This is a genomic window from Hyphomicrobiales bacterium (assembly GCA_039989895.1).
Lineage (GTDB): Bacteria > Pseudomonadota > Alphaproteobacteria > Rhizobiales > JACESI01 > JACESI01.
The window spans coordinates 655877-676721 of sequence record JBDXGY010000006.1; the positions used below are offsets into that span (position 1 = coordinate 655877).

Consider the following 20845-nt stretch of genomic DNA (forward strand, 5'->3'; position numbering starts at 1 on the left):
TACAGGCGTCGTCATCCCTTTTCAGCAATCGGAGCCCGCAGAACTGCATGATGATGAACGTCATAATATGCGGATTATAGAAGCTATTTTATTTGCGTCAGCAGATCCAGTAAGTAGCCATGCGCTTGCATCACGTCTACCAGAAGGCACAGACGTAGAGATGCTTGTTTGTGAATTGAAGAGACACTATTCGAGCAGGGGCATTAATCTGGTTTCTGTGGCAGGTGGCTGGGCATTTCGTACTGCGGATGATCTATCATTTTTACTGCAACGGGAAGCTGTTGAAAGCCGCAAGCTTTCGAAAGCAGCGTTGGAAACGCTTGCAATCATAGCTTATCATCAACCAGTAACACGGGCAGAAATTGAAGAAATTCGTGGCGTTTCTATCAGCAAAGGTACACTCGATGTTTTGATGGAAACGACATGGGTGCGGATGCGTGGACGCCGCCGATCACCGGGCCGGCCTGTAACTTATGGAACAACACCCGGATTCCTTGATCATTTCATGTTGGAAGGCGTGTCTGATCTCCCTGGTCTTGATGAATTAAAGGGCGCGGGTCTTTTGGATAGCGCTATGCCTGCAAGTTTCAAAATGCCCTTGCCAAATGACGATGATGCTTTGCAGGAAGACGAAGAACCGCTTGATGATGACGATCTTCTTATGATGGCGGACTTGATTGCTGAGGACGAAGAGGCTTAGAAGGGACGTATGAACCGTCTTTTTCGTAAAAGCAAAGTTACTCTGTCTGATAGTGAACCGCGTCGCGGCGCCGCTGGCGCGACCTTTGCTGGCAGCGTGTCTTTTGAAAATATCTCTCGTAATTTTGGCGATGTGCCTGCACTGAGTGATGTCTCTCTAAAGATAAAGCCGGGTGAAACTGTTTGCCTCCTTGGTGAATCCGGTTGTGGTAAAACGACGCTTTTGCGCATCGCGGCTGGCATTGAGACACAGACTTCCGGCATTGTGCGCATTAATGGCAAGGAAATGTGCGGGCCAAATGTCCATGTGCCGCCGGAAAAACGCCGTGTTGGTCTGGTTTTTCAGGACTATGCCTTGTTTCCGCATCTCAGTATTTTGAAAAATGTGATGTTTGGCCTGACGGCGATCAGTACAGAAGAGGCACAGATTGTGGCGCGCCAGGCACTAGGGCGAGTACGCATGAGTGATTATGCAGATGCATTTCCGCATATGTTGTCTGGAGGACAACAACAACGCGTGGCCCTCGCCAGAGCTATCGCACCACGCCCGCAGGTATTACTGTTTGATGAGCCATTCTCAGGTCTTGATACGGTTTTGCGCGAAAAAGTGCGCGAGGAGACAATGTCAGTGCTGCGGGAAACACTTGCAACCAGTATTATTGTGACCCATGACCCCGAAGAAGCGCTTTATTTAGGCGATCGTGTTGCCCTCATGCGAGATGGTAAAATTGAGCAGGTTGGCACGTCTGAAGATCTTTATTTACGCCCTGCAAATGGCTTCGTTGCAGGCTTCTTTGGCGGGTTGAATTCGTTCTCTTGTGTTGTGGAACGCGGTAGCGTGACAACGCCACTGGGACAATTTGCTGCCCCTGGGTTTGGTAATGGTACTAAAGTAGATGTATTTATTCGGATCGAAGGCGTAGACGTCAAAGATGTCGATGAGAAAGACGGTTTGGCGCACGGGCGTGTCTTGTCAGAGCGTTTTGCAGGCGACAAACGGCTGATTTCTGTACTTGTTGACGGAGATCGCGCTCCTTTGAAGTTCAAAATACCTGCTAGACAAAAGCTAAAATCTAATTTGGTTTCATTTGTTGTGGATCCTGCATCAGTGCTTATATTTACCACTAAGACAAATTAGTGATTGCAGTTGATGACTAATCGACGCTATCTATGCCATAGAAAAGCGCGGTTGTTGTTGTAATCTTTTTGTAAGCACCGTGTTAAGAGGAGAAAAATATGTTTGGTTCAATCGGTCCGTGGCAAATTATAATTGTTGCTCTTTTGGTAGTCCTTCTTTTTGGACGAGGTAAAATTTCCGAAATGATGGGTGATGTCGCAAAAGGTATCAACAGCTTTAAAAAGGGTTTGAAAGAAGACCCAGATAAAGCGCTCGATCACGATACGGCAAAAGAAGTCGTTGAAGACGTTAAAGATCAGTCCAAAGTTAGCTAAGCCATAAACCGGCTTATAGAACTTGAATGCGACTAGTGATTATTTCATCTAGCGCCAACTAACTGGGCTAAAATGTTCGATATCGGTATGACAGAGATACTGGTGATTGCAGTTGTAGCAATCATCGTGGTTGGTCCAAAAGACCTGCCGGGTTTGCTTCGCAGTGGCGCCAAATATATTGGTCAGATACGCTCTATGGCCCGTGATTTTAAAGGCCAAGTCAATGAAGCTATCAAAGATACTGAACTTGATAACATTAAGAATGACCTTAAAGGTCTGGACGACCTTAATCCGGTTAAAGGCATCAAAGATGAAGTCGACGACTATATGGAGAGTGCGCGGGCTTTTGATTTGCCAGATGATGATTACATAGAAGCTGGTGAAAAGATGGCGGCTGAGAAGAGTGCGGCTGTTGCGGCTCCTAAATCAACGCCAAAAAAACCAGCAGCCAAAAAACCGGCAGCTAAAAAAACAGTGGCCAAAAAGCCAGCAACTAAAAAGCCCGCAGCCCGTAAAGCTGCTACCAGCAAAACAGCTTCAGCGAGTGTTAAAAAACCACGCGCTAAGCGAACAACCAGCAAAACATCTTCCTGAAATGAGTATTGATAAAAATGGCTGAGGAAGAGAACCTAGACGAATCTAAAGCGCCGCTTGTCGAACATTTGACAGAGCTGCGATCAAGGCTCATGCGGGCTATGGGAGCGATTGCGGTTGCTTTTGTCGTTTGTTTTTATTTTTCAGACGAAATTTTCAATATTCTCACTAGCCCCTATGTGCGTGCACGCGGTGATGAATCGTCTCTTTTTCAGTTTACGGCTTTGCCGGAACTTTTCTTTACACAAATTAAAATTGGTTTCTTTGGGGCGCTCTTTCTGGCATTTCCCGTATTAGCATCACAGATTTATATGTTTATGGCGCCGGGTCTTTACCGTCACGAAAGATCAGCATTTTATCCATTCTTGATTGCAACACCGATTCTCTTCGTTCTTGGTGCCTGTCTTGTCTATTTTGTGGTTATGCCGCTTGCGATTGCATTTTTCTTGTCACTGGAACAAACTGGCGGCGAAGGCGTTGCGACCATTGTCAACCAACCAAAAGTGTCAGAATATTTGAGTCTGATCATGACGCTAATTTTTGCATTTGGCTTAGTGTTTCAGTTGCCTGTTGTCATGACACTACTGGCAAGGATTAATGTTGTGACGTCAGAAGGACTGAGAACAAAACGCAAATATGCGATTGTTCTGGCCTTTGGTGCGGCGGCTGTATTGACGCCACCTGATCCTGCGAGTCAAATCGGGCTTGCACTGCCAACACTCCTTCTCTACGAAGTATCCATCTTTTGTGTGAAGTTCGTGGAACGGCAGCGCGAACGCAATATGCAGGATATCGAGAGTTAAATTCTCTTGATCTGCTCCACACTCCTTTCAACTGTCGTAGCGATTGGGCACTAGACCGACATGCTTGATATTAAGTGGATCCGTGATAATCCGCAGGCACTTGACGCCGCATTGAATGCGCGTGGAGCAGGGCCTATGGCGGATATTCTCTTAGAACTCGATAACAAACGCAAAACGCATTTGACCAAACTACAAGAGGCGCAAGAACAGCGTAATGCGGCCTCAAAAGAAATTGGCAAAGCCAAAGCCACAGGTGATGAGGCGGCGGCACAAGCTGCAATCGCCAAAGTGGCAGAAATTAAATCTTTCATCCAATCAGGCGAAGATGTCGAGCGCGAGCTTGATCAGGCGCTGAATACTGCTTTGGCAGGTGTGCCAAATATCCCGCTTGAAGATGTGCCGGTTGGCCTAAAAGAAGAAGATAATATCGTTTATCGTGTTGTTGGCGAGAAGCCTTCATATGACTTTAGCCCGAAAGAGCATTATGAGATCGGCGAAGCGCTCGATATTATGGATTTTGAAAATGCCGCAAAACTTGCTGGCTCAAGATTTGTTGTCTTAAAAGGCGCTCTCGCGCGCCTCGAGCGCGCCTTGGCACAATTCATGCTCGATCTTCATACGACTGAGAATGGTTATACAGAAGTTTCACCACCTATTTTGGTGCGCGACGAGGTGATGTTTGGCACGGGTCAATTGCCTAAATTTGCCGAAGATTCTTTTAAAACGACGGATGGACGTTGGTTAATTCCAACAGCTGAGGTGCCACTGACCAATCTGGTGCGTGAAGAAATTTTGGATGAAGCACAACTGCCTTTGCGGATGACAGCCTTTACGCCTTGTTTCCGTTCCGAGGCTGGCTCTGCGGGGCGTGATACGCGCGGTATGCTGCGTGTGCATCAATTCCCAAAAGTCGAAATGGTCAGCATCACCAAGGTTGAAGACTCTGCAGCCGAACTAGAACGGATGCTTGGTTGCGCTGAAGAAATATTGAAGCGCTTAGACATCCATTATCGCGTGATGACGCTTTGCACAGGCGATATGGGTTTTGGCGCCCGTAAAACCTATGACATAGAAGTTTGGTTGCCTGGACAAGATACTTATCGAGAGATTTCATCATGTTCTACCTGTGGTGATTTTCAGGCGCGGCGCATGAATGCGCGCTACCGCGTTGAAGGCGAAAAGCGCCCGCAATTCTGTCATACCCTCAATGGCTCCGGTCTTGCGGTTGGGCGCACCTTGATAGCTGTCTTAGAAAACTATCAAAACGAAGATGGCAGCATACGTGTTCCTGAAGTTCTTCAGCCCTATATGGGTGGCATGGAACTGATTTCATAAAGGCGACTATTCTTGCGCATTCTTCTGGTCAATGATGATGGTTTCCACGCGGCAGGCTTTGACGTCATGCGCAAAATTGCTGCACAGTTGTCTGATGACGTGTGGTGTGTTGCCCCTGAAACTGATCAAAGCGGGCTTGCCCACTCATTGACGCTGAACCATCCGTTGCGAGTGCGACAGGATGATGAAAAAAGCTTTGTACTGCGTGGCACGCCCACAGATTGCGTGATCATGGGGGTTCGCGAGCTAATGCCGTCGCCGCCTGATGTTATTTTGTCTGGTGTCAATCAAGGACAAAACGCTGCCAATGATGTGACCTATTCTGGCACCGCTGCTGGCGCAATGGAAGGAGCGATATTGGGAATACGCTCGATTGCTTTGTCTCAGCGCGTGGATTGGCAGAGTGATGGCCCCGTACATTGGGGCACGGCACTGTCCCATGGACCTGCACTGGTGGACAAACTTCTAACATCAAAATTTGATCCCAATACTTTCATTAATGTGAACTTTCCAGATTGTCCGGCGCATGATGTCGCTGGCATTGAGGTGGTGCAACAGGGTATGCTGGATCATGAGCTGGGTGCAGAAAAGCGGTTGGATGGGCGTGGCATAGATTACTATTGGCTCACATTTAAATCGGGGGCTCTTGTGTCTGATTTTTATAGTGATGTCTCGGCATTGCGGGAAAACAAAATATCAGTCACACCGATGAAGCCTGATTACACGGATCATGAAGGTTTGACAAAATTGCGTTCTGTACTCGAGTGATGCAATTACCCCGCCTTATTTCCTATAGTACGCTTCTTCTTGCGCCGTTGTTTTTTGCCTCAAATCTTTTGTTTGGTAAATCGGTCATACCTAATATTGAGCCCTGGACTTTAGCCTTCATTCGCTGGACGCTTGTCAGCCTTATTCTTTTTCCCTTCGTCTTTGGTGATTTGCGTGTCCAATGGAAAGCTGTAAAGCAGATTACGCTGCTTTCAACCATCATGGGTTTTTTAGCAATGTGGATTTGTGGCGCGATTGTTTATTATGCGCTGTCATTGACCACGGCGACAAATGCAACGCTGATCTATTTATCGTCGCCAGCCTTTATTATTATGATTGAAGCGGTAGCACGAGGGCGGCGAATAAAAGCGCGTGAAGGCATCGGCATTATCCTTGCGAGCCTCGGTGTTGCTGCCATATTGCTGCGAGGCGATATAGCAACGCTCACGACATTGAATTTCAATGGTGGTGATTTAGCTATGGTTGTTGCGGCCATTGCTTGGGCTGTTTATTCGGTCGTCTTTAAAAATAAAATCTTCACGCAATTTTCAAACAGCCTCATGCTTTTCATGTTCAGTGGGCTAGCAGCTTTATGTTTGATGCCTTTTGCCTTCGTGGAAATAATCTTGATTAGCCCAATACCAACAAGCATTGATGTTTGGTCAACGATCGCGGGTTTGGTTATCTTTTCATCATTGGCTGCGTTTCTTGCTTATCAACATTCCATAAGAGTCGCGGGCCCCGCCATCTCTGGTATATTCATGTATCTATTGCCCGCCTATGGCGTTGGGCTTGCTGTACTTATACTGGGCGAGAGCTTTGAAAAATTTCATTTGATTGGTATTCTGACTATTCTTGGTGGTGTTATACTTTCTACATTCCCAGTTGATATTTTCAATAGGTGGACCAAGAAGGCAGGCGAGAGCAAACCGGAGATGCTTTGAATACAATTTATAACCCAGATAAGAATGATGCACTTTCCAGCGAAGAGACTATGGCGCTTTTATTGGCTATTCGTGAAAAAGGTATCATGGATAACGCGTTACTTAATCAGTTTGAAGCAACGCCACGGCGGATGTTCTTAAATGCAGGGCAGGTGCAAGCGGGTTTAAGTCCTACTAGTTCAGCGCCTATCGCTTGTGGACAGGTGCAGACCGCGCCTATCACCATCGCTACTATTATTAAAGCTTTAGGGGTGGAACCGGATGCTAAAGTATTCGAAATAGGCACCGGTTCTGGTTATCAAAGCGCTATTTTGGCGCGATTGTGTGGCAAACTTTATACGGTGGATCGGTTCCGTACATTGGTGGATGAGGCCGCAAATCGCTTTCAAACATTAAAAATTGTAAATATTATTTCGCGAATTGGCGACGGTGAGTATGGATGGGGCGATGACGAGAGCTTCGACCGGATCATAGTCAATGCCGAGATTAGCTCAATATCACCTGAATTGCTGGCTCAATTGAAAGTTGGCGGCATAATTATCGCGCCAATATTACAGGATAATGGGCTTGCAGATATCATGGTTCACACAAAAACTGAGGCTGGTTTAGAAGCTAAAAATATTGGTTCAGCTCGCTTTATACCCCTCATTTCAGGAATTGCACTCAGCCTTTAAAGTTTTGTTTAGGTTACTGGGTTCTAATGGCTTCTGGTAAAAATTGCGAACTGAGTTGTGTTATGAGTACTCGTGTTTCTCGACCTAAGGGTCATCTTTTGTATAATGTAGTCTATCTGGGGCTTGCTGCGTCTATCGTTGCAGGGTGCAGTGGAGGTTCGGATAGATTTGATAATCTGTTCACAGCCTCAGCGGCCACGCCGCAAAGGTTGGATGGTCCACAAAACTTCTTGCCGAAGGCTGATTTGGCTGGTGCTGCTGCTCAGCGATTGGGCGGCTCTTTATCTGGTGGCCAAAATCAAGGGCTCTTCAACGCAAAAAATATTACGTCGCAGGCTCGATTAGGCGGTTTTAATCAAAGTCAGTTGCCGACACAGTTAAATAATCAGTCGCAGCAATTTGGTGCGCCCACTCTAAGCGGCTCCCGTCAACTGGCCAGATCGCCATCAATATCACGTCAATCTTTGCCTCCTGCGCAAAGTTTACCGCAAAACGCTTCATTTCAAACGCCTCAAAACCAATCGGCTATCCCATCAAGTGGGCGTTTGAGCTTGGATCAAGCACGTCAATTAAATAACTCTTCAACGAGCAAGCCACTGCTTGCGCGTCAGCCGCAACAGCAAGCTCTTTTGCAAAGCCCTGTTGCTACATCTGCGCCTGCACAGCAGTTTAGCCACGGAACAGCATGGACACAGGAATATTCTCCAGTTCCAACCAGTTCGCCAGCATCAAGGCCGTCGTCTTCTTCTTTATCCGCAGGTCCAAGAGGCTACACACCGCCACGATCTAGTGTTGACACTCTTTCAACGAGTTCCATACGTTCGTCTGGTGGTCCTAAAATAATTAGTTCAACTGTAGCTCGCCCCGCGTCACAAAGAGCTGCGACACGAACTCAAGTTGATCCAGTCAATGTTGCTAGTGTGGGCAATGCAAATGCTAATAGCTCTGCAAAAGGTGGTTGGTCAGCAACTGGCGGCACTTATGTCACTTTGCAGCAGGGGGAAACACTTTATTCGCTATCGCGACGTTATGGTGTTCCAGTCAAAGCGATTGCAAATGCAAATAATATCTCAAACACAACGCAAGTGCGTTCCGGTCAGCAGATATTGATCCCGACATATGTCTATTCGCCTAATGCGCCGATTTCATCTGGTGCAGTGAATAAACGTCAAGCATCACATGCACCTGTGACAATAAAATCTAATAATAACAATGCTTTAAAGCAGCCGTTGCCAAAAAAAACTGCGCAGGGCGCTTCATATAATGGTGTCTATCAGGTGCAAAAAGGTGATACTCTGACGAGAATTGCTGCCAATCATAATATGTCAGTTGCGAGTCTGCGTAATGCTAATGGACTTCATACCAGCGATGTCATCCAAATTGGTCAAAAACTAAAAGTTGTTTCAGGTGAATCCGTTTCGCCTGTTGCTGGTCTCCCTCGTTTAGACAATACGACAACCGCAAGTGTTACAAGCTATGCACCAAATGCTGCCACAACAGAGCCGCGTTCAAAGCCTATTATAACGCAGCGTGTGGATATTTCTAAATCATCAGTGATACAAGCGCGGCCACCTAAGGTCAGACCATCTCATCAAGCTAAGGTGGTCACCGCTAAAATTAATAATCCAAAGCCTGTAAAAGCTACTACGCAGCCGAAAATTGATAAAATTACGACAGCTTCCAACAAAGCTGTAGCAAATTCGGGTTTCATATGGCCCGTACGTGGTGAAGTGATAAAACGGTTTAGTGAAAAGAGCGCTGGCATTAATCTGAATGTGCCGGTTGGAACACCAGTGCGTGCTTCGGCAAGCGGTGAAGTAATTTATGCTTCAAATGGTCTTGCTGACTATGGCAATCTTGTCTTGATCCGTCACAGCAATGGTTTCGTCACCGCTTATGCCCACAACAGTCAATTGTTAGTGCGGCGTGGCGATCGTGTTCGTCAGGGTCAGGTTGTTGCTAAATCCGGTCAAAGCGGTGCTGTGAAATCACCACAGCTGCATTTTGAGCTTAGGGAAGGTAAAAAACCAGTTGATCCGTTGAACCACCTGTCAGGTTAAATAATAACCCTCAATCGAGTTTTATTGTTTTACCTAAACGGCCCGCAAGATCCTGTATGAATTGCCAAGCCACGCGACCTGATCTATTGCCGCGTGTTTTTGCCCACTCCAAGGCTTCAAAACGCCAGAGTTCTTCTTCAATCTCAAGGTTGTAGCGCTTTATATAGCCTTCGATCATATTGAGATAGTCGTCTTGGGTGCATTTATGGAATCCGAGCCAAAGCCCAAACCGGTCTGACAGCGATACTTTTTCCTCAATAGCTTCAGAGGGATTGATAGCTGTCGATCGTTCATTTTCCATCATATCGCGTGGAATCAAGTGTCGGCGATTTGATGTAGCGTAGAAAATGACATTGTCCGGACGACCTTCGACGCCGCCATCAAGCGCTGATTTGAGGGATTTATAACTAGCGTCATCGCCGTCAAAAGATAAATCATCACAAAAGACGATAAACCGATGTGGGTTGCCGTCCAAAAGGCGCATAAGGGATGGTAGGCTATCAATATCTTCGCGATGAATTTCGATGAGTTTTAATCGATGCGATGCATGGTTGTTTTCTAAAGTATCATTAATGTCGCGATGCACCGCTTTCACAAGCGAGCTTTTGCCCATTCCTCTTGCGCCCCACATCAAAACGTTATTAGCAGCATATCCATCGGCAAATTGTTCGGTATTTTTTACAAATTTATCACGGACTAAATCTATGCCCACAAGCAAATCAAGATCAACGCGGTTGATTGATTTAATTGGCTGCAAAAATCCATCTTCAGCCCGCCAGATGAAAGCATCGGCGTAATCTGCATCAAATGGCGGCGTCTTTGGTGGCACGGCACGCTCTATCAAGGCAATTAGGCCATCAAGTTTATCATTTAGGGCTTTAATTGCGTCATTACTCATTGCAACATCTCTTTGAGGTCTTAAATGGTGTTAAAGGTGTAAATTAACGTCTAAAGATGGCGTATCACGTCTATTGAATTTGAAAAAGACGAAAACGGTCAAAAAGCCCAAGCTTTAGTGGCTGAAAGATTTGCAAAATGGAATGGCATGGGTATAGTCCGGCGACTTTGAAATAAGCGTGTGAAATGAATCACGACTTTCAAACAATAGTTTTATGAAGAGGGAATTTAAATGTTCATCACACCAGCATATGCACAAGCAGCAGGCGGCGGCCCAAGCGAGGTTATATTTGGAATGCTGCCTTTCGTTTTGATTTTTGTCATAATGTATTTTTTCATTCTGCGTCCACAACGCCAAAAAATGAAAATGCACCAAGAAATGGTCAACAATGTCCGTCGTGGTGATACTGTCGTTATGTCTGGTGGCATGATTGGTAAAGTGTCAAAAGTAGTCGACGAATCTGAAATTCAAATTGAATTGGCGAAAGATGTAAAAGTACGTGCGTTTCGTCCGATGATCCATGAAGTTCGCTCAAAAGGCGAACCTGTTACTTCTGAGTAAAACTGCTTTAAAGTCATAATTGAGATAACCCAAAATGATACATTTTTCCACTTGGAAAACGACGCTTGTACTTCTGACTGTTTTGATAGGGCTTGCCTTCGCAGCACCCAATCTTGTCTCTGAGACTGCCGTAAAGAGCTGGCCTTCATGGCTCCCTGGCAAGCAAATGGTCCTTGGCCTCGATTTGCAAGGTGGTTCGCATCTTTTGATTCAGGTGGAGCAGGACGGTATTGTTGAAGAGCGTCTGCAAAACTTGCGCGATGATGTGCGGCAAGCTTTGAATGGGCGTAATATCGATGGTACGCGCGGTGAGCGGATTGGTTATACGGGGCTTGCCGTTACCAATGGTCTTGTACAATTTCGACTACGCAAAGCTGAAGATGCCGATAAGGCGAGGGAAGCACTAGCCGAAGTTGTTCGCCCAGCATTAAGCAGTGTGTTTGGTGCAGGTGTGGCCATCACGGAAGTTGTCCTTAAACAGGAAAATGGTCTTTTTCGGTTGACCCTAACCAACGAAGGTATTCAGCAGCGCGTGGCGTCAGCTGTTCAGCAATCAATTGAAGTGGTCCGTCGACGTATCGATGAACTTGGAACCACAGAGCCAACCATCCAGCGACAAGGATTTGATCGCATATTGGTTCAAGTGCCAGGTTTTGATGACCCTGAACGCTTAAAAGAACTCTTGAGCCAGACAGCTAAATTATCATTTCGTTTTGTCGATCAATCAATCACTGCTGGAGAGGCGGAACGCACGCGACCTCCTGTTGGGGCTAGACTCCTAGAAGCACAAAGCGAAGACGAACAAGCCGCTGGCATCAAGTATGTAGTTGAAGACAGAGTTATTGTATCAGGTGAAGATCTAGTTGATGCGCAGCCAGGTTTCACGCAGCAAACAAATGAAGCGGTTGTAACCTTCCGCTTTAATACCGCCGGTGCCCGCAAGTTTGGTCGCGCAACGCAAGACAATGTAGGCAGACCATTCGCGATTGTTCTGGATGATAAGGTGGTATCAGCACCGACTATTCAAGAGCCTATTCTAGGTGGCAGTGGGCAGATTACCGGTAATTTTGACGTTGATAGTGCGAATAATTTCTCCATTTTGTTACGTGCAGGTGCTTTGCCTGCTGAGCTGACAATCGTGGAAGAGCGCACAGTGGGACCAGGTCTTGGACAAGATTCCATCGATGCTGGGTTCTGGGCCTCAATTGTTGGCTCGATAGCCGTTATTATATTCATGATCTTGGTATATGGCCGGTTCGGCATTATTGCTGATTTTGCTCTTATGGCGAATATTGCACTTATCATCGGTGCGCTAACAGCACTTGGCGCAACGCTGACACTACCGGGTATTGCGGGTATCGTTTTGACCGTTGGTATGGCAGTTGATGCCAATGTTCTGATTTTCGAACGCGTGCGTGAAGAATTGCGCGACGGGCGAAAACCGATGCAAGCGATTGATGCGGGTTATTCACGGGCGCTTGGCACTATTTTGGATGCCAATATCACAACCTTCATCGCCGCCGCTATTCTGTTTTTCCTTGGTTCGGGCCCTGTTAAAGGCTTCGCGGTCACTCTTGCTATTGGTATTTTCGCCACCGTGTTTTGTGCTTGCACTTTCTCGCGGTTTATTGTTGTGAAGTGGGTCTTGCGCTCAAAGCCAAAAACGCTTTCCTTGCGTTGGATCTTGGACCTCATTCCTGATGGAACAACATTCCAATTCATGAAACATCGCCGCTGGAGTTTCCCGCTATCAGTGGTGCTTATTATTGCGTCGCTGGGATTGTTTGCCCTTAACGGCCTGAATTTAGGGATTGATTTTAAAGGTGGCACCTTGGTTGAAATCGAAACAACCGACGGCCCGGCGGATATCGCTGCAATTCGCGGCAAACTTGGAACCCTTGGTCTTGGTGATATCGAAGTTCAAGAATTTGGGGCGCCAAATGACATTCTTATTCGTGTTCAACAACAAGAGGGCGGCGAGAAAGCTCAGCAAGAAGCTATCAAAATAGTTCGCGCATCACTTGGTGAAACCGATATTAATTACCGACGTGTCGAGGTGGTTGGCCCGCGCGTTTCTGAAGAATTGACACAGGCTGGTAGTATCGCAGTGATTGCCGCATTGTTGGCGGTGCTGGTGTATATCTGGTTCCGATTTGAGTGGCATTTTGCCATCGGTGCCGTTGTTGCCACAGTTCACGATGTGGCAATTACGATCGGACTATTTGCTCTTTTACAACTTGATTTCAATCTCTCAACCATCGCGGCGGTTTTGACCATCGTGGGTTATTCATTGAATGACACGGTTGTGGTGTATGATAGAATTCGTGAAAATTTACGGAAATTCAAAAAGCGTGCCGTCGGCTCTGTCCTTGATCTTGCGATCAATGAGACCTTGTCTCGTACAACATTGACATCGGTAACCACATTACTCGCGCTTTTGTCACTTTATGTGCTGGGCGGAGAAGTTATTCGCTCGTTCACCTTTGCGATGATATGGGGTGTAATCATTGGTACCTATTCCTCAATTTTTATTGCCGCGCCAATCTTGATTTTGCTTAATTTGCGCCCTGGTCAAATTGATCAAACGCGCGAAACCGATAAGGATGATGAGGAAAAGGCTACTGCATGAGCGATAATGAATCTGGTCAAAGTGGAGCGCGTGGAATAGAAATGCATGCGGCCCATTTTCCTGGTCGCGCTGCAATTGATGCTTATGGGAATGGTGGTTTTCGGTTTGCTGAAATGTCGCATCAAGGCTCAATACTATGTTTGCCGGACAGTATCTCACGCTGGGATGTGGCTGAATTTTCGGACTTAAACTCAGACCATTTTGCGCAGGTCATATCGCGTTCTGATGTCGAGGTATTTTTGCTGGGCCTTGGAGCTGATTTCAGGCCATTGGATGCATCGATCAAAGCTTTGTTTAAAGAAGCAGGCATTACGATTGACCCTATGAGCACGGGCGCTGCGGTGAGAACCTACAATGTTCTTCTGTCTGAATCGCGTGCTGTTGCCTGCGGTCTCATCGCGGTGGATTAAAAATGGATGATAATGCTCATTGTCTTGAAGTTTTGCGGATGCATGATCGTGACCGTTATCTATCCAGTTTGCTTTTACCTGAAAAATACCTCGATGACTGCGTTGCACTTTATGCCTTTAATGCAGAGATAGCGCGGGTGCGTGATGTTGTTAGCGAACCAATGCCCGGTGAAATCCGCCTGCAATGGTGGCGTGATGCGATTACAAATGATGGTGAAGGCGCACGCGCTAACCCTCTTGCTAATGCCTTGCTTAAGGTGATTACCAAACATAATTTACCACGCGATGCTTTTGATAAAATGTTGCTGGCGCGGGCTTTTGATTTATATGATGACCCAATGCCAAGCATGGGTGATTTGGAAGGATATGCGGGAGAGACAACTTCCTTGCTGTTTCAACTTTCGGCATTGATTGCGGGCGCTGAGCCTTCTTCACAATTGGCAGAGTGCTGTGGTCATGCTGGGGTTTGCTATGCCCTTATGACTATTCTTCGAGATTTGCCACGCCATTCATCGCGAGGCCAGCTTTATTTGCCAGCTGATATTTTGAAGAATGCCGGTGCACAGCCTGCGTTAATTTTGAGCGGCGATATGCATGAGGGGTTACCAAAGGCGCTAACAAAAATGATTGCTCTTTGTCGTGATCATAAAGAGAAAGCTGTAGCCTCACTTGACGAATTGCCATCAAGTTTGCGTCCGGCTTTCCTGCCGCTCTGTTTGATTGAGCCGCACCTTAGAAACATGGAAAAGGCTGGGTTTAATCCATTTGCAGATCGCATGAAAATTTCACAACTCCGTGCACAATGGGCTTTGTGGCGCGGGCAATAGGGGGGTGTGGCGCGGGCGATAGGCTTTATTCTGCCGCTTCTTTTGCCTCTATTCCTAGCCATGTTCTGGTGTCCGCCAAGGCGCGCGCAGCCATGGCTTGTTTTTTAGCTCTTGTCTTTTCCTTACCACGAAAACGCTTGCCATCGTCAGGTTTTGGCACTTCGATTGGCGGGAAAAGTCCAAAGTTGATGTTCATAGGCTGGAATGATTTTTTGGCATTCGTTTCTTGATAAGAAATATGTCCCTTTGTGATATGACCAAGAAGCGAACCAAAGGCGCTGGTTTCAGGCGGCAAACTTGGTTTTTCACCATGGCGCTCAGCGGCGATGAAGCGGCTTGTCAATAATCCAATTGCCGCGGACTCGAGATATCCTTCACAACCTGTAATTTGTCCGGCGAAGCGAATGCGCGGATCATTGTGCAGGCGAAGAGTTTCATCCAACAGCTTTGGGGAATTTAAAAATGTGTTTCTGTGCAAGCCACCAAGACGGGCAAACTCAGCATTTTCTAAGCCGGGGATCATGCGAAAAATATCCCCCTGTGCCCCATAGCGTAGCTTAGTCTGAAAACCGACCATATTATAAAGCGTGCCGAGCGCATTATCTTGACGTAATTGCACCACCGCATAGGCCTTGATATCCGGTTGATGCGAATTGGTAAGTCCCATCGGCTTCATCGGACCGTGACGCAATGTCTCACGCCCGCGCTCAGCCATGACTTCAATTGGCAGGCAGCCATCAAAATAGGGCGTGTTTTCTTCCCATTCCTTGAAGTCAGTGCTTTCACCGCCAATGAGTGCATCAATAAAAGCATTATATAAAGCCTCATCGAGCGGGCAATTGATGTAGTCAGCTCCGGTTCCACCCGGTCCAACCTTATCGTAGCGCGATTGATACCAAGCTTTACTCATATCAATGCTGTCTTTATGAACGATCGGTGCAATGGCATCAAAGAAGGCTAATTCTTCTGCGCTTGTTTTCTCGCGAATAAAATTCGCAAGATTGTCTGAGGTGAGAGGGCCGGATGCGATCAATACGTCACCCCATTCATCAAGGGGCACGTCTTTGACTTCACCACGATCAATGGTGATCAAATGGTGGTTGTTGAGTGTATCGGTGACAGCATCAGAAAAACCGACACGGTCGACAGCCAATGCGCCGCCAGCTGGCACCTGATTGGCATCGGCTGCACGCATAATCAAAGATCCTGCCAGCCGCATCTCTGCATGAAGAACGCCAACGGCATTGTTTTCAGCATCATCAGAGCGAAATGAATTTGAACAAACCAGCTCAGCCAATCCGTCTGTCTGATGAGCATCAGTTTTTCTGGTTGGACGCATTTCGTGCAAAATAACTGGCACGCCGCGCTCGGCTAATTGCCAAGCTGCTTCACTGCCTGCCAAACCGCCACCGATGATATGAATTGGAGCTTTATCTGTCATGGACGGAAGCTAATCTGGTTCCAGATTTAGTGCAACTGCCAGAGCAATAAATTGTTATTGGATTGATCAAAAATAAATTTGAGATTACTCAAAAAAAAGGAGGCTTGGTAAAAAAAACCGCCAGCCGAGGAAGGAGGGTTCTTCGGCTGGCGTTTTACTCAGAAATGGTTCTGGGAGGAGGGTGAACCATTTCACAACGAAATCATCTGGGAGGAGGGTGATGATTTCGTATCTCTTTAACAACAACTCAATGTATGTGTTGCTGTGTTGATTTGAATATAGTCAGATTCGTAAAATTGTGCAGCGCAAAAAAAGTATGCCAGCTATGCGCTCAGTGCATAGCGAAGCGATTGATCAGCATTTAACTTGCAACAAAAATAAACGCTAAAGTTTAAGCATCCGTTACTCTGCAGCTCTGGCGTGTTTTACAGGGCGGCGTTTAGTGAGTTCTGAGAGATATTGTCCCGTGTGCGAGCGTGGCTCATTGATCACATCTTCGGGTGTGCCAACCGCGACGATTTCACCACCCCCGTCGCCACCTTCCGGCCCAAGATCAATGATCCAGTCAGCGGTTTTAATGACTTCCAGATTATGTTCAATAACAATCACGCTGTTGCCGCTATCTACCAGTTCATGAAGCACTTCAAGCAGTTTAGCTATATCGTGAAAATGCAGGCCGGTGGTTGGTTCATCAAGCAGATAAAGCGTGCGCCCCGTTGCTCGTTTGGATAGTTCTTTGGCAAGTTTGACACGCTGGGCTTCACCACCCGATAGGGTTGTCGCTTGTTGGCCAATCTTGATGTAGCCAAGGCCAACCCGTTGTAATGTCGCCAGTTTGTCACGCACAACAGGAAAAGCAGAGAAAAATTCGACACCTTCATCAACAGTCATATCAAGCACTTCTGCAATTGACTTGCCCTTGAACTGAACATCCAACGTTTCACGATTATAGCGTTTACCGTTACATTGTTCGCAGGTGACATAAACATCAGGCAAAAAGTGCATTTCGATCTTGATAACACCATCGCCCTGACAGGCCTCACAGCGTCCGCCTTTGACATTGAAAGAGAAACGACCTGGCGCATAGCCACGAGCTTTTGCCTCAGGAAGACCAGCAAACCATTCGCGAATAGGGGTGAAAGCGCCGGTATATGTGGCTGGATTAGAGCGCGGTGTGCGACCAATTGGCGATTGGTCAATGTCGATCACTTTATCGAGGTGCTCAAGGCCTTCAATACGGTCATGTTCTGCTGGATTGGCGCGCGCATTGTTTAATTTACGTGCAACCGCCTTATAAAGAGTATCGAGCAAAAGCGTGGATTTTCCTCCGCCAGAGACACCAGTAACGCAGGTGAAAAGCCCAAGCGGGACATCAACCGTGACATTTTTGAGATTATTGGCTCGTGCTCCAACAACTTTAATCTTACGATTCTTTGATGCCTTGCGCCGTATTTCAGGTGTCGGGATAGCCATTTCACCGCTGATATATTGGCCGGTGAGCGACTTTGGATTGGCCATCACTTCTGCGGGTGTGCCATGAGCGACAATCTCGCCGCCATGAATACCGGCAGCCGGCCCCACATCGACCACATAATCGGCGGACAGCACCGCGTCTTCGTCATGTTCCACCACGATCACCGTATTGCCGAGGTCGCGTAGGTGCTTCAAGGTTCCGATCAATCGTTCATTGTCACGCTGATGAAGCCCGATGGATGGTTCATCGAGCACATAAAGTACACCGGTCAGACCCGACCCGATTTGTGAGGCAAGGCGGATGCGCTGGCTTTCACCACCCGATAGCGTGCCAGAATTCCGCGATAAAGTTAGATATTCAAGTCCAACATCATTGAGAAAGCGCAACCGCTCACGAATTTCTTTTAAGATGCGAATTGCGATCTCATTTTGTTTGTCATTGAGATATTCTGGCAAGGTGCCAAACCAGTTTTGTGCCTTACGGATCGACATTTCTGTGGCTTGTGAAATGTGAATATCGGCAAGTTTTACGCATAAAGCTTCAGGCTTCAGGCGATGTCCTGAGCAGGCATCACAAGGCGTTGCCGCCATGAATTTCTCTATTTCCTCGCGCGACCAATTTGATTCTGTCTCACGCCATCGCCGTTCTAGGTTGTTGATGACACCCTCAAACGGCTTTTTCGTTTCATATGAGCGCACCCCATCGTCATAGGTGAAAGTGACTGTATCCTTCGTGCCATAAAGCAAAGCGTGTTGAATTTTTTGCGGCAATTTTTCAAAGGAAGTAGATGGTTTAACCTTCAAATGACGGCAAACGGCTTCAAGCGTTTGCATATAATAAGGTGACGTTGATTTTGACCACGGTGCAATTGCGCCTTTTGTGACTGACAAACTACTGTCAGGTACGACAAGACCAGGATCAACGCGCCGCTCAGTGCCAAGACCATCACATTTTGGACATGCGCCAAAAGGATTGTTGAAGGAAAACAAGCGTGGTTCAATTTCTGAAATGGTGAACCCAGAGACGGGGCAGGCGAACTTTTCTGAAAAGGTGAGGCGCTCGTGGGTTTCATTCTTTGATTTATTGGCGGAGCCTCCAGCAGTTTCATTTACTGGCAATGGTTTGTCCGCCAGTTCTGCAACAGCAAGACCATCGGAGAGTCGTAAAGCAGTTTCTAGTGAATCGGCTAATCTTGTCGCAATGTCGTCACGCACAACAAGGCGATCCACCACCACGTCGATATCGTGTTTATATTTTTTGTCTAAAACGGGCGCTTCAGCGATTTCATAGAATTCACCGTCGATCTTGATGCGCTGAAAACCTTTTCGCATTAACTCGGCAATTTCCTTGCGGTACTCGCCTTTGCGACCACGCACGATAGGAGCGAGGAGATAAAGTCTCGTTCCTTCTTCAAGCATCACGATGCGATCAACCATCTGGCTAATGGTCTGGCTTTCAATCGGCAAGCCCGTTGTTGGCGAATAGGGAACACCAACCCGCGCGAACAAAAGGCGCATGTAATCATAAATCTCTGTCACGGTGCCGACAGTTGAACGCGGGTTTTTCGATGTGGTCTTTTGTTCAATAGAAATGGCAGGCGATAGACCATCAATTTGATCTACATCCGGCTTTTGCATCATTTCCAAAAATTGGCGCGCATAGGCTGACAGACTTTCTACATAGCGTCGCTGTCCTTCTGCATAAATTGTATCAAAGGCTAGAGAGGATTTTCCTGACCCAGAAAGCCCCGTGATGACGGTCAACTGGTCACGGGGGAGGTCGATATCCACATTTTTAAGATTATGCTCGCGGGCGCCTTTGACGGAAATCATTCTGGTTTTATCGTAAGTCGCGCTTGGCAATGGAAATTATCCTGTGGTGTTGTTTTATTGATGTTTTAGGTCACTGGCACAGTTTGTCGAGATCCTGATTATAAAGGATCTCGAATTGTCCCCGCTGTTTCCTTATTCACAGCCTTTATTAAAAAAGAACAAAAATAGAACAAAATACTTGAAATATTGCTATGAATAGCAATAATGAACATGCTGTGGATAATAATAATGAACATATAGGGATGTCGCGGCGACTGTTATGGTGCAGCTCAAGTTATGAATATAGCCACGGATTGTGGCGTGAATTGTGAGGTTAGTATGGCTGGTAGTGTGAATAAAGTAATTTTAGTGGGCAATTTGGGCGCTGACCCTGAAATTCGGCGCACACAAGATGGTAGGCCGATTGCTAATTTAAGTATTGCGACCAGTGAGAGCTGGCGCGATAAAAATACGGGCGAGAAGCGCGATAAAACAGAGTGGCACCGTGTCGTGATCTTTTCCGAAGGTCTTTGCAAGGTTGCAGAAAATTATCTGCGTAAGGGCGCCAAGGTTTACATTGAAGGACAACTTCAAACTCGCAAGTGGCAAGACCAGCAGGGCGTGGATAAATACAGTACTGAAGTTGTGCTGCAGGGCTTTAATGGCACCCTAACGATGCTTGATGGACGCAGCGAAGGCGGTGGCGGCGGAAATTATGGCGGCGGTGGCCAGCAAATGGGCTATGATGGAGCATCTTCTGGTGCCGGCGGGCCAAGTGCTGCGCCAGCGGGCATGGCCGATGATATGGATGATGAAATTCCGTTTTAATGAGAAAAACAATCAGCCATATCTAATTAGCTCTCTCAGTTCACATGCCCACTCAAATCACGCGCCTATTGGTCACGCGCCTATTGGCGGTGCTGATGTAAGCGTTACTTGTGAAATCATTAAATAGATCAATAGTCTCGCATTTTTTATGTATAGTAGTATACGGCTTTGACTGGGTGTTATTTTTAGGAGGCTATGCCATGCGAAAATTGATTTTATTGAGTGCTGTGTTGGGTTTGTTCGCTCAACCCACCTTTGCAGGGGAATCTGATGTCACAGCTGTGGATGTTGAAGCAGCAGGTAGCGGCAAGTGGCGCTTTAATGTTACGGTTCGTCATGCAGATACAGGATGGGAGCATTATGCCAATGGCTGGGAGGTCGTTGGACCTGATGGCACCGTCCTTGGGAAGCGTGTTTTGGCCCACCCTCACGTTGAAGAACAGCCCTTCACAAGGTCAGGGCTTATTGATATTCCTGCCGACATCTCAAAAGTGACGGTGAGGGCGAATGATTTGGTTCATGGTCTTGGCGGTGCTGAAATCGTTGTTACATTGCCCAAATAAGGCCTTTGCAATGCCATTTACGTCGGCTCGAGGAGACTTTGGTTTGTTCGATGTACTGATGGCTAATTGATCAC

19 protein-coding genes are annotated in these 20845 nt (G+C 46.9%); 16 read left to right on the plus strand and 3 right to left on the minus strand.

The features are described from left to right. Positions 1 to 67 precede the first annotated feature (67 nt). The 10 genes from scpB (at position 68) to ABJ081_09720 (ending at position 9329) form a co-directional block, all read left to right on the plus strand. Positions 68 to 700 (plus strand): SMC-Scp complex subunit ScpB, encoded by a 633-nt coding sequence (gene scpB, locus ABJ081_09675; GenBank protein ID MEP6356941.1) that lies wholly within the window; start codon positions 68 to 70, stop codon positions 698 to 700. A gap of 9 nt (positions 701 to 709) precedes the next feature. Further along, on the plus strand, positions 710 to 1837 hold the full coding sequence (locus tag ABJ081_09680) for an ABC transporter ATP-binding protein (GenBank protein MEP6356942.1): 1128 nt from the start codon (positions 710 to 712) through the stop codon (positions 1835 to 1837). Positions 1838 to 1935: 98 nt separating this feature from the next. Continuing rightward, positions 1936 to 2151 (plus strand): twin-arginine translocase TatA/TatE family subunit, encoded by a 216-nt coding sequence (gene tatA / locus ABJ081_09685; GenBank protein ID MEP6356943.1) that lies wholly within the window; start codon positions 1936 to 1938, stop codon positions 2149 to 2151. A 72-nt stretch (positions 2152 to 2223) separates the two neighbouring features. Further along, positions 2224 to 2745: a Sec-independent protein translocase protein TatB gene (tatB, locus tag ABJ081_09690; GenBank protein MEP6356944.1), complete on the plus strand. Its 522-nt coding sequence runs from the start codon at positions 2224 to 2226 to the stop codon at positions 2743 to 2745. A gap of 17 nt (positions 2746 to 2762) precedes the next feature. Next, positions 2763 to 3548 (plus strand): twin-arginine translocase subunit TatC, encoded by a 786-nt coding sequence (gene tatC / locus ABJ081_09695; GenBank protein ID MEP6356945.1) that lies wholly within the window; start codon positions 2763 to 2765, stop codon positions 3546 to 3548. Positions 3549 to 3608: 60 nt separating this feature from the next. Further along, a complete protein-coding gene (serS, locus tag ABJ081_09700) occupies positions 3609 to 4883 on the plus strand; it encodes a serine--tRNA ligase (GenBank protein ID MEP6356946.1) in 1275 nt (424 codons plus the stop codon). 12 nt (positions 4884 to 4895) lie between these two features. Continuing rightward, positions 4896 to 5651 carry a 5'/3'-nucleotidase SurE gene (surE, locus tag ABJ081_09705; protein MEP6356947.1) on the plus strand — a complete coding sequence of 252 codons (756 nt, stop codon included), beginning with the start codon at positions 4896 to 4898 and terminating at the stop codon, positions 5649 to 5651. Beyond that, positions 5651 to 6595: a DMT family transporter gene (locus tag ABJ081_09710; GenBank protein ID MEP6356948.1), complete on the plus strand. Its 945-nt coding sequence runs from the start codon at positions 5651 to 5653 to the stop codon at positions 6593 to 6595. The genes surE and ABJ081_09710 overlap by 1 nt, the downstream gene beginning before the upstream one ends. Then, positions 6592 to 7269, plus strand: coding sequence for a methyltransferase domain-containing protein (locus ABJ081_09715; protein ID MEP6356949.1), 678 nt, complete (start codon positions 6592 to 6594; stop codon positions 7267 to 7269). The genes ABJ081_09710 and ABJ081_09715 overlap by 4 nt, the downstream gene beginning before the upstream one ends. A gap of 62 nt (positions 7270 to 7331) precedes the next feature. After that, entirely contained in the window at positions 7332 to 9329 is a 1998-nt protein-coding gene (locus tag ABJ081_09720; GenBank protein MEP6356950.1) for a peptidoglycan DD-metalloendopeptidase family protein, read from the plus strand. Between the two features lie 10 nt (positions 9330 to 9339). On the opposite strand, the gene ABJ081_09725 is transcribed toward ABJ081_09720, so the two are convergent. After that, positions 9340 to 10227 carry an ATP-binding protein gene (locus tag ABJ081_09725; GenBank protein ID MEP6356951.1) on the minus strand — a complete coding sequence of 296 codons (888 nt, stop codon included), beginning with the start codon at positions 10225 to 10227 and terminating at the stop codon, positions 9340 to 9342. A gap of 231 nt (positions 10228 to 10458) precedes the next feature. Here ABJ081_09725 and yajC point away from each other — a divergent pair, with 231 nt between their 5' ends. Genes yajC through ABJ081_09745 form a run of 4 tightly spaced genes read left to right on the plus strand, consistent with a single transcriptional unit; the run spans position 10459 to position 14654 of the window. Next, positions 10459 to 10788, plus strand: coding sequence for a preprotein translocase subunit YajC (gene yajC / locus ABJ081_09730; GenBank protein MEP6356952.1), 330 nt, complete (start codon positions 10459 to 10461; stop codon positions 10786 to 10788). Between the two features lie 34 nt (positions 10789 to 10822). Further along, positions 10823 to 13417, plus strand: a complete 2595-nt coding sequence (gene secD, locus ABJ081_09735) for a protein translocase subunit SecD (GenBank protein ID MEP6356953.1) — start codon at positions 10823 to 10825, stop codon at positions 13415 to 13417. After that, positions 13414 to 13827: an Mth938-like domain-containing protein gene (locus ABJ081_09740; GenBank protein ID MEP6356954.1), complete on the plus strand. Its 414-nt coding sequence runs from the start codon at positions 13414 to 13416 to the stop codon at positions 13825 to 13827. The genes secD and ABJ081_09740 overlap by 4 nt, the downstream gene beginning before the upstream one ends. Before the next feature lie 2 nt (positions 13828 to 13829). After that, positions 13830 to 14654, plus strand: a complete 825-nt coding sequence (locus tag ABJ081_09745; protein ID MEP6356955.1) for a phytoene/squalene synthase family protein — start codon at positions 13830 to 13832, stop codon at positions 14652 to 14654. A 25-nt stretch (positions 14655 to 14679) separates the two neighbouring features. Here ABJ081_09745 and trmFO read toward each other — a convergent pair whose 3' ends face one another. Together trmFO and uvrA are read right to left on the minus strand one after the other, a co-directional pair. Then, the gene (gene trmFO / locus ABJ081_09750; GenBank protein MEP6356956.1) at positions 14680 to 16095 is read right to left on the minus strand and encodes a methylenetetrahydrofolate--tRNA-(uracil(54)-C(5))-methyltransferase (FADH(2)-oxidizing) TrmFO; all 1416 of its coding nucleotides are present in this window, start codon (positions 16093 to 16095) and stop codon (positions 14680 to 14682) included. A 402-nt stretch (positions 16096 to 16497) separates the two neighbouring features. Next, positions 16498 to 19401 carry an excinuclease ABC subunit UvrA gene (gene uvrA / locus ABJ081_09755; GenBank protein MEP6356957.1) on the minus strand — a complete coding sequence of 968 codons (2904 nt, stop codon included), beginning with the start codon at positions 19399 to 19401 and terminating at the stop codon, positions 16498 to 16500. 318 nt (positions 19402 to 19719) lie between these two features. Between uvrA and ABJ081_09760 the strand changes: the two genes are divergently transcribed. Both ABJ081_09760 and ABJ081_09765 read left to right on the plus strand, forming a co-directional pair. Next, positions 19720 to 20208: a single-stranded DNA-binding protein gene (locus tag ABJ081_09760; GenBank protein MEP6356958.1), complete on the plus strand. Its 489-nt coding sequence runs from the start codon at positions 19720 to 19722 to the stop codon at positions 20206 to 20208. Between the two features lie 200 nt (positions 20209 to 20408). Next, complete coding sequence (locus ABJ081_09765; protein MEP6356959.1) at positions 20409 to 20771, plus strand: hypothetical protein; 363 nt, start codon at positions 20409 to 20411, stop codon at positions 20769 to 20771. Positions 20772 to 20845 lie beyond the last annotated feature (74 nt).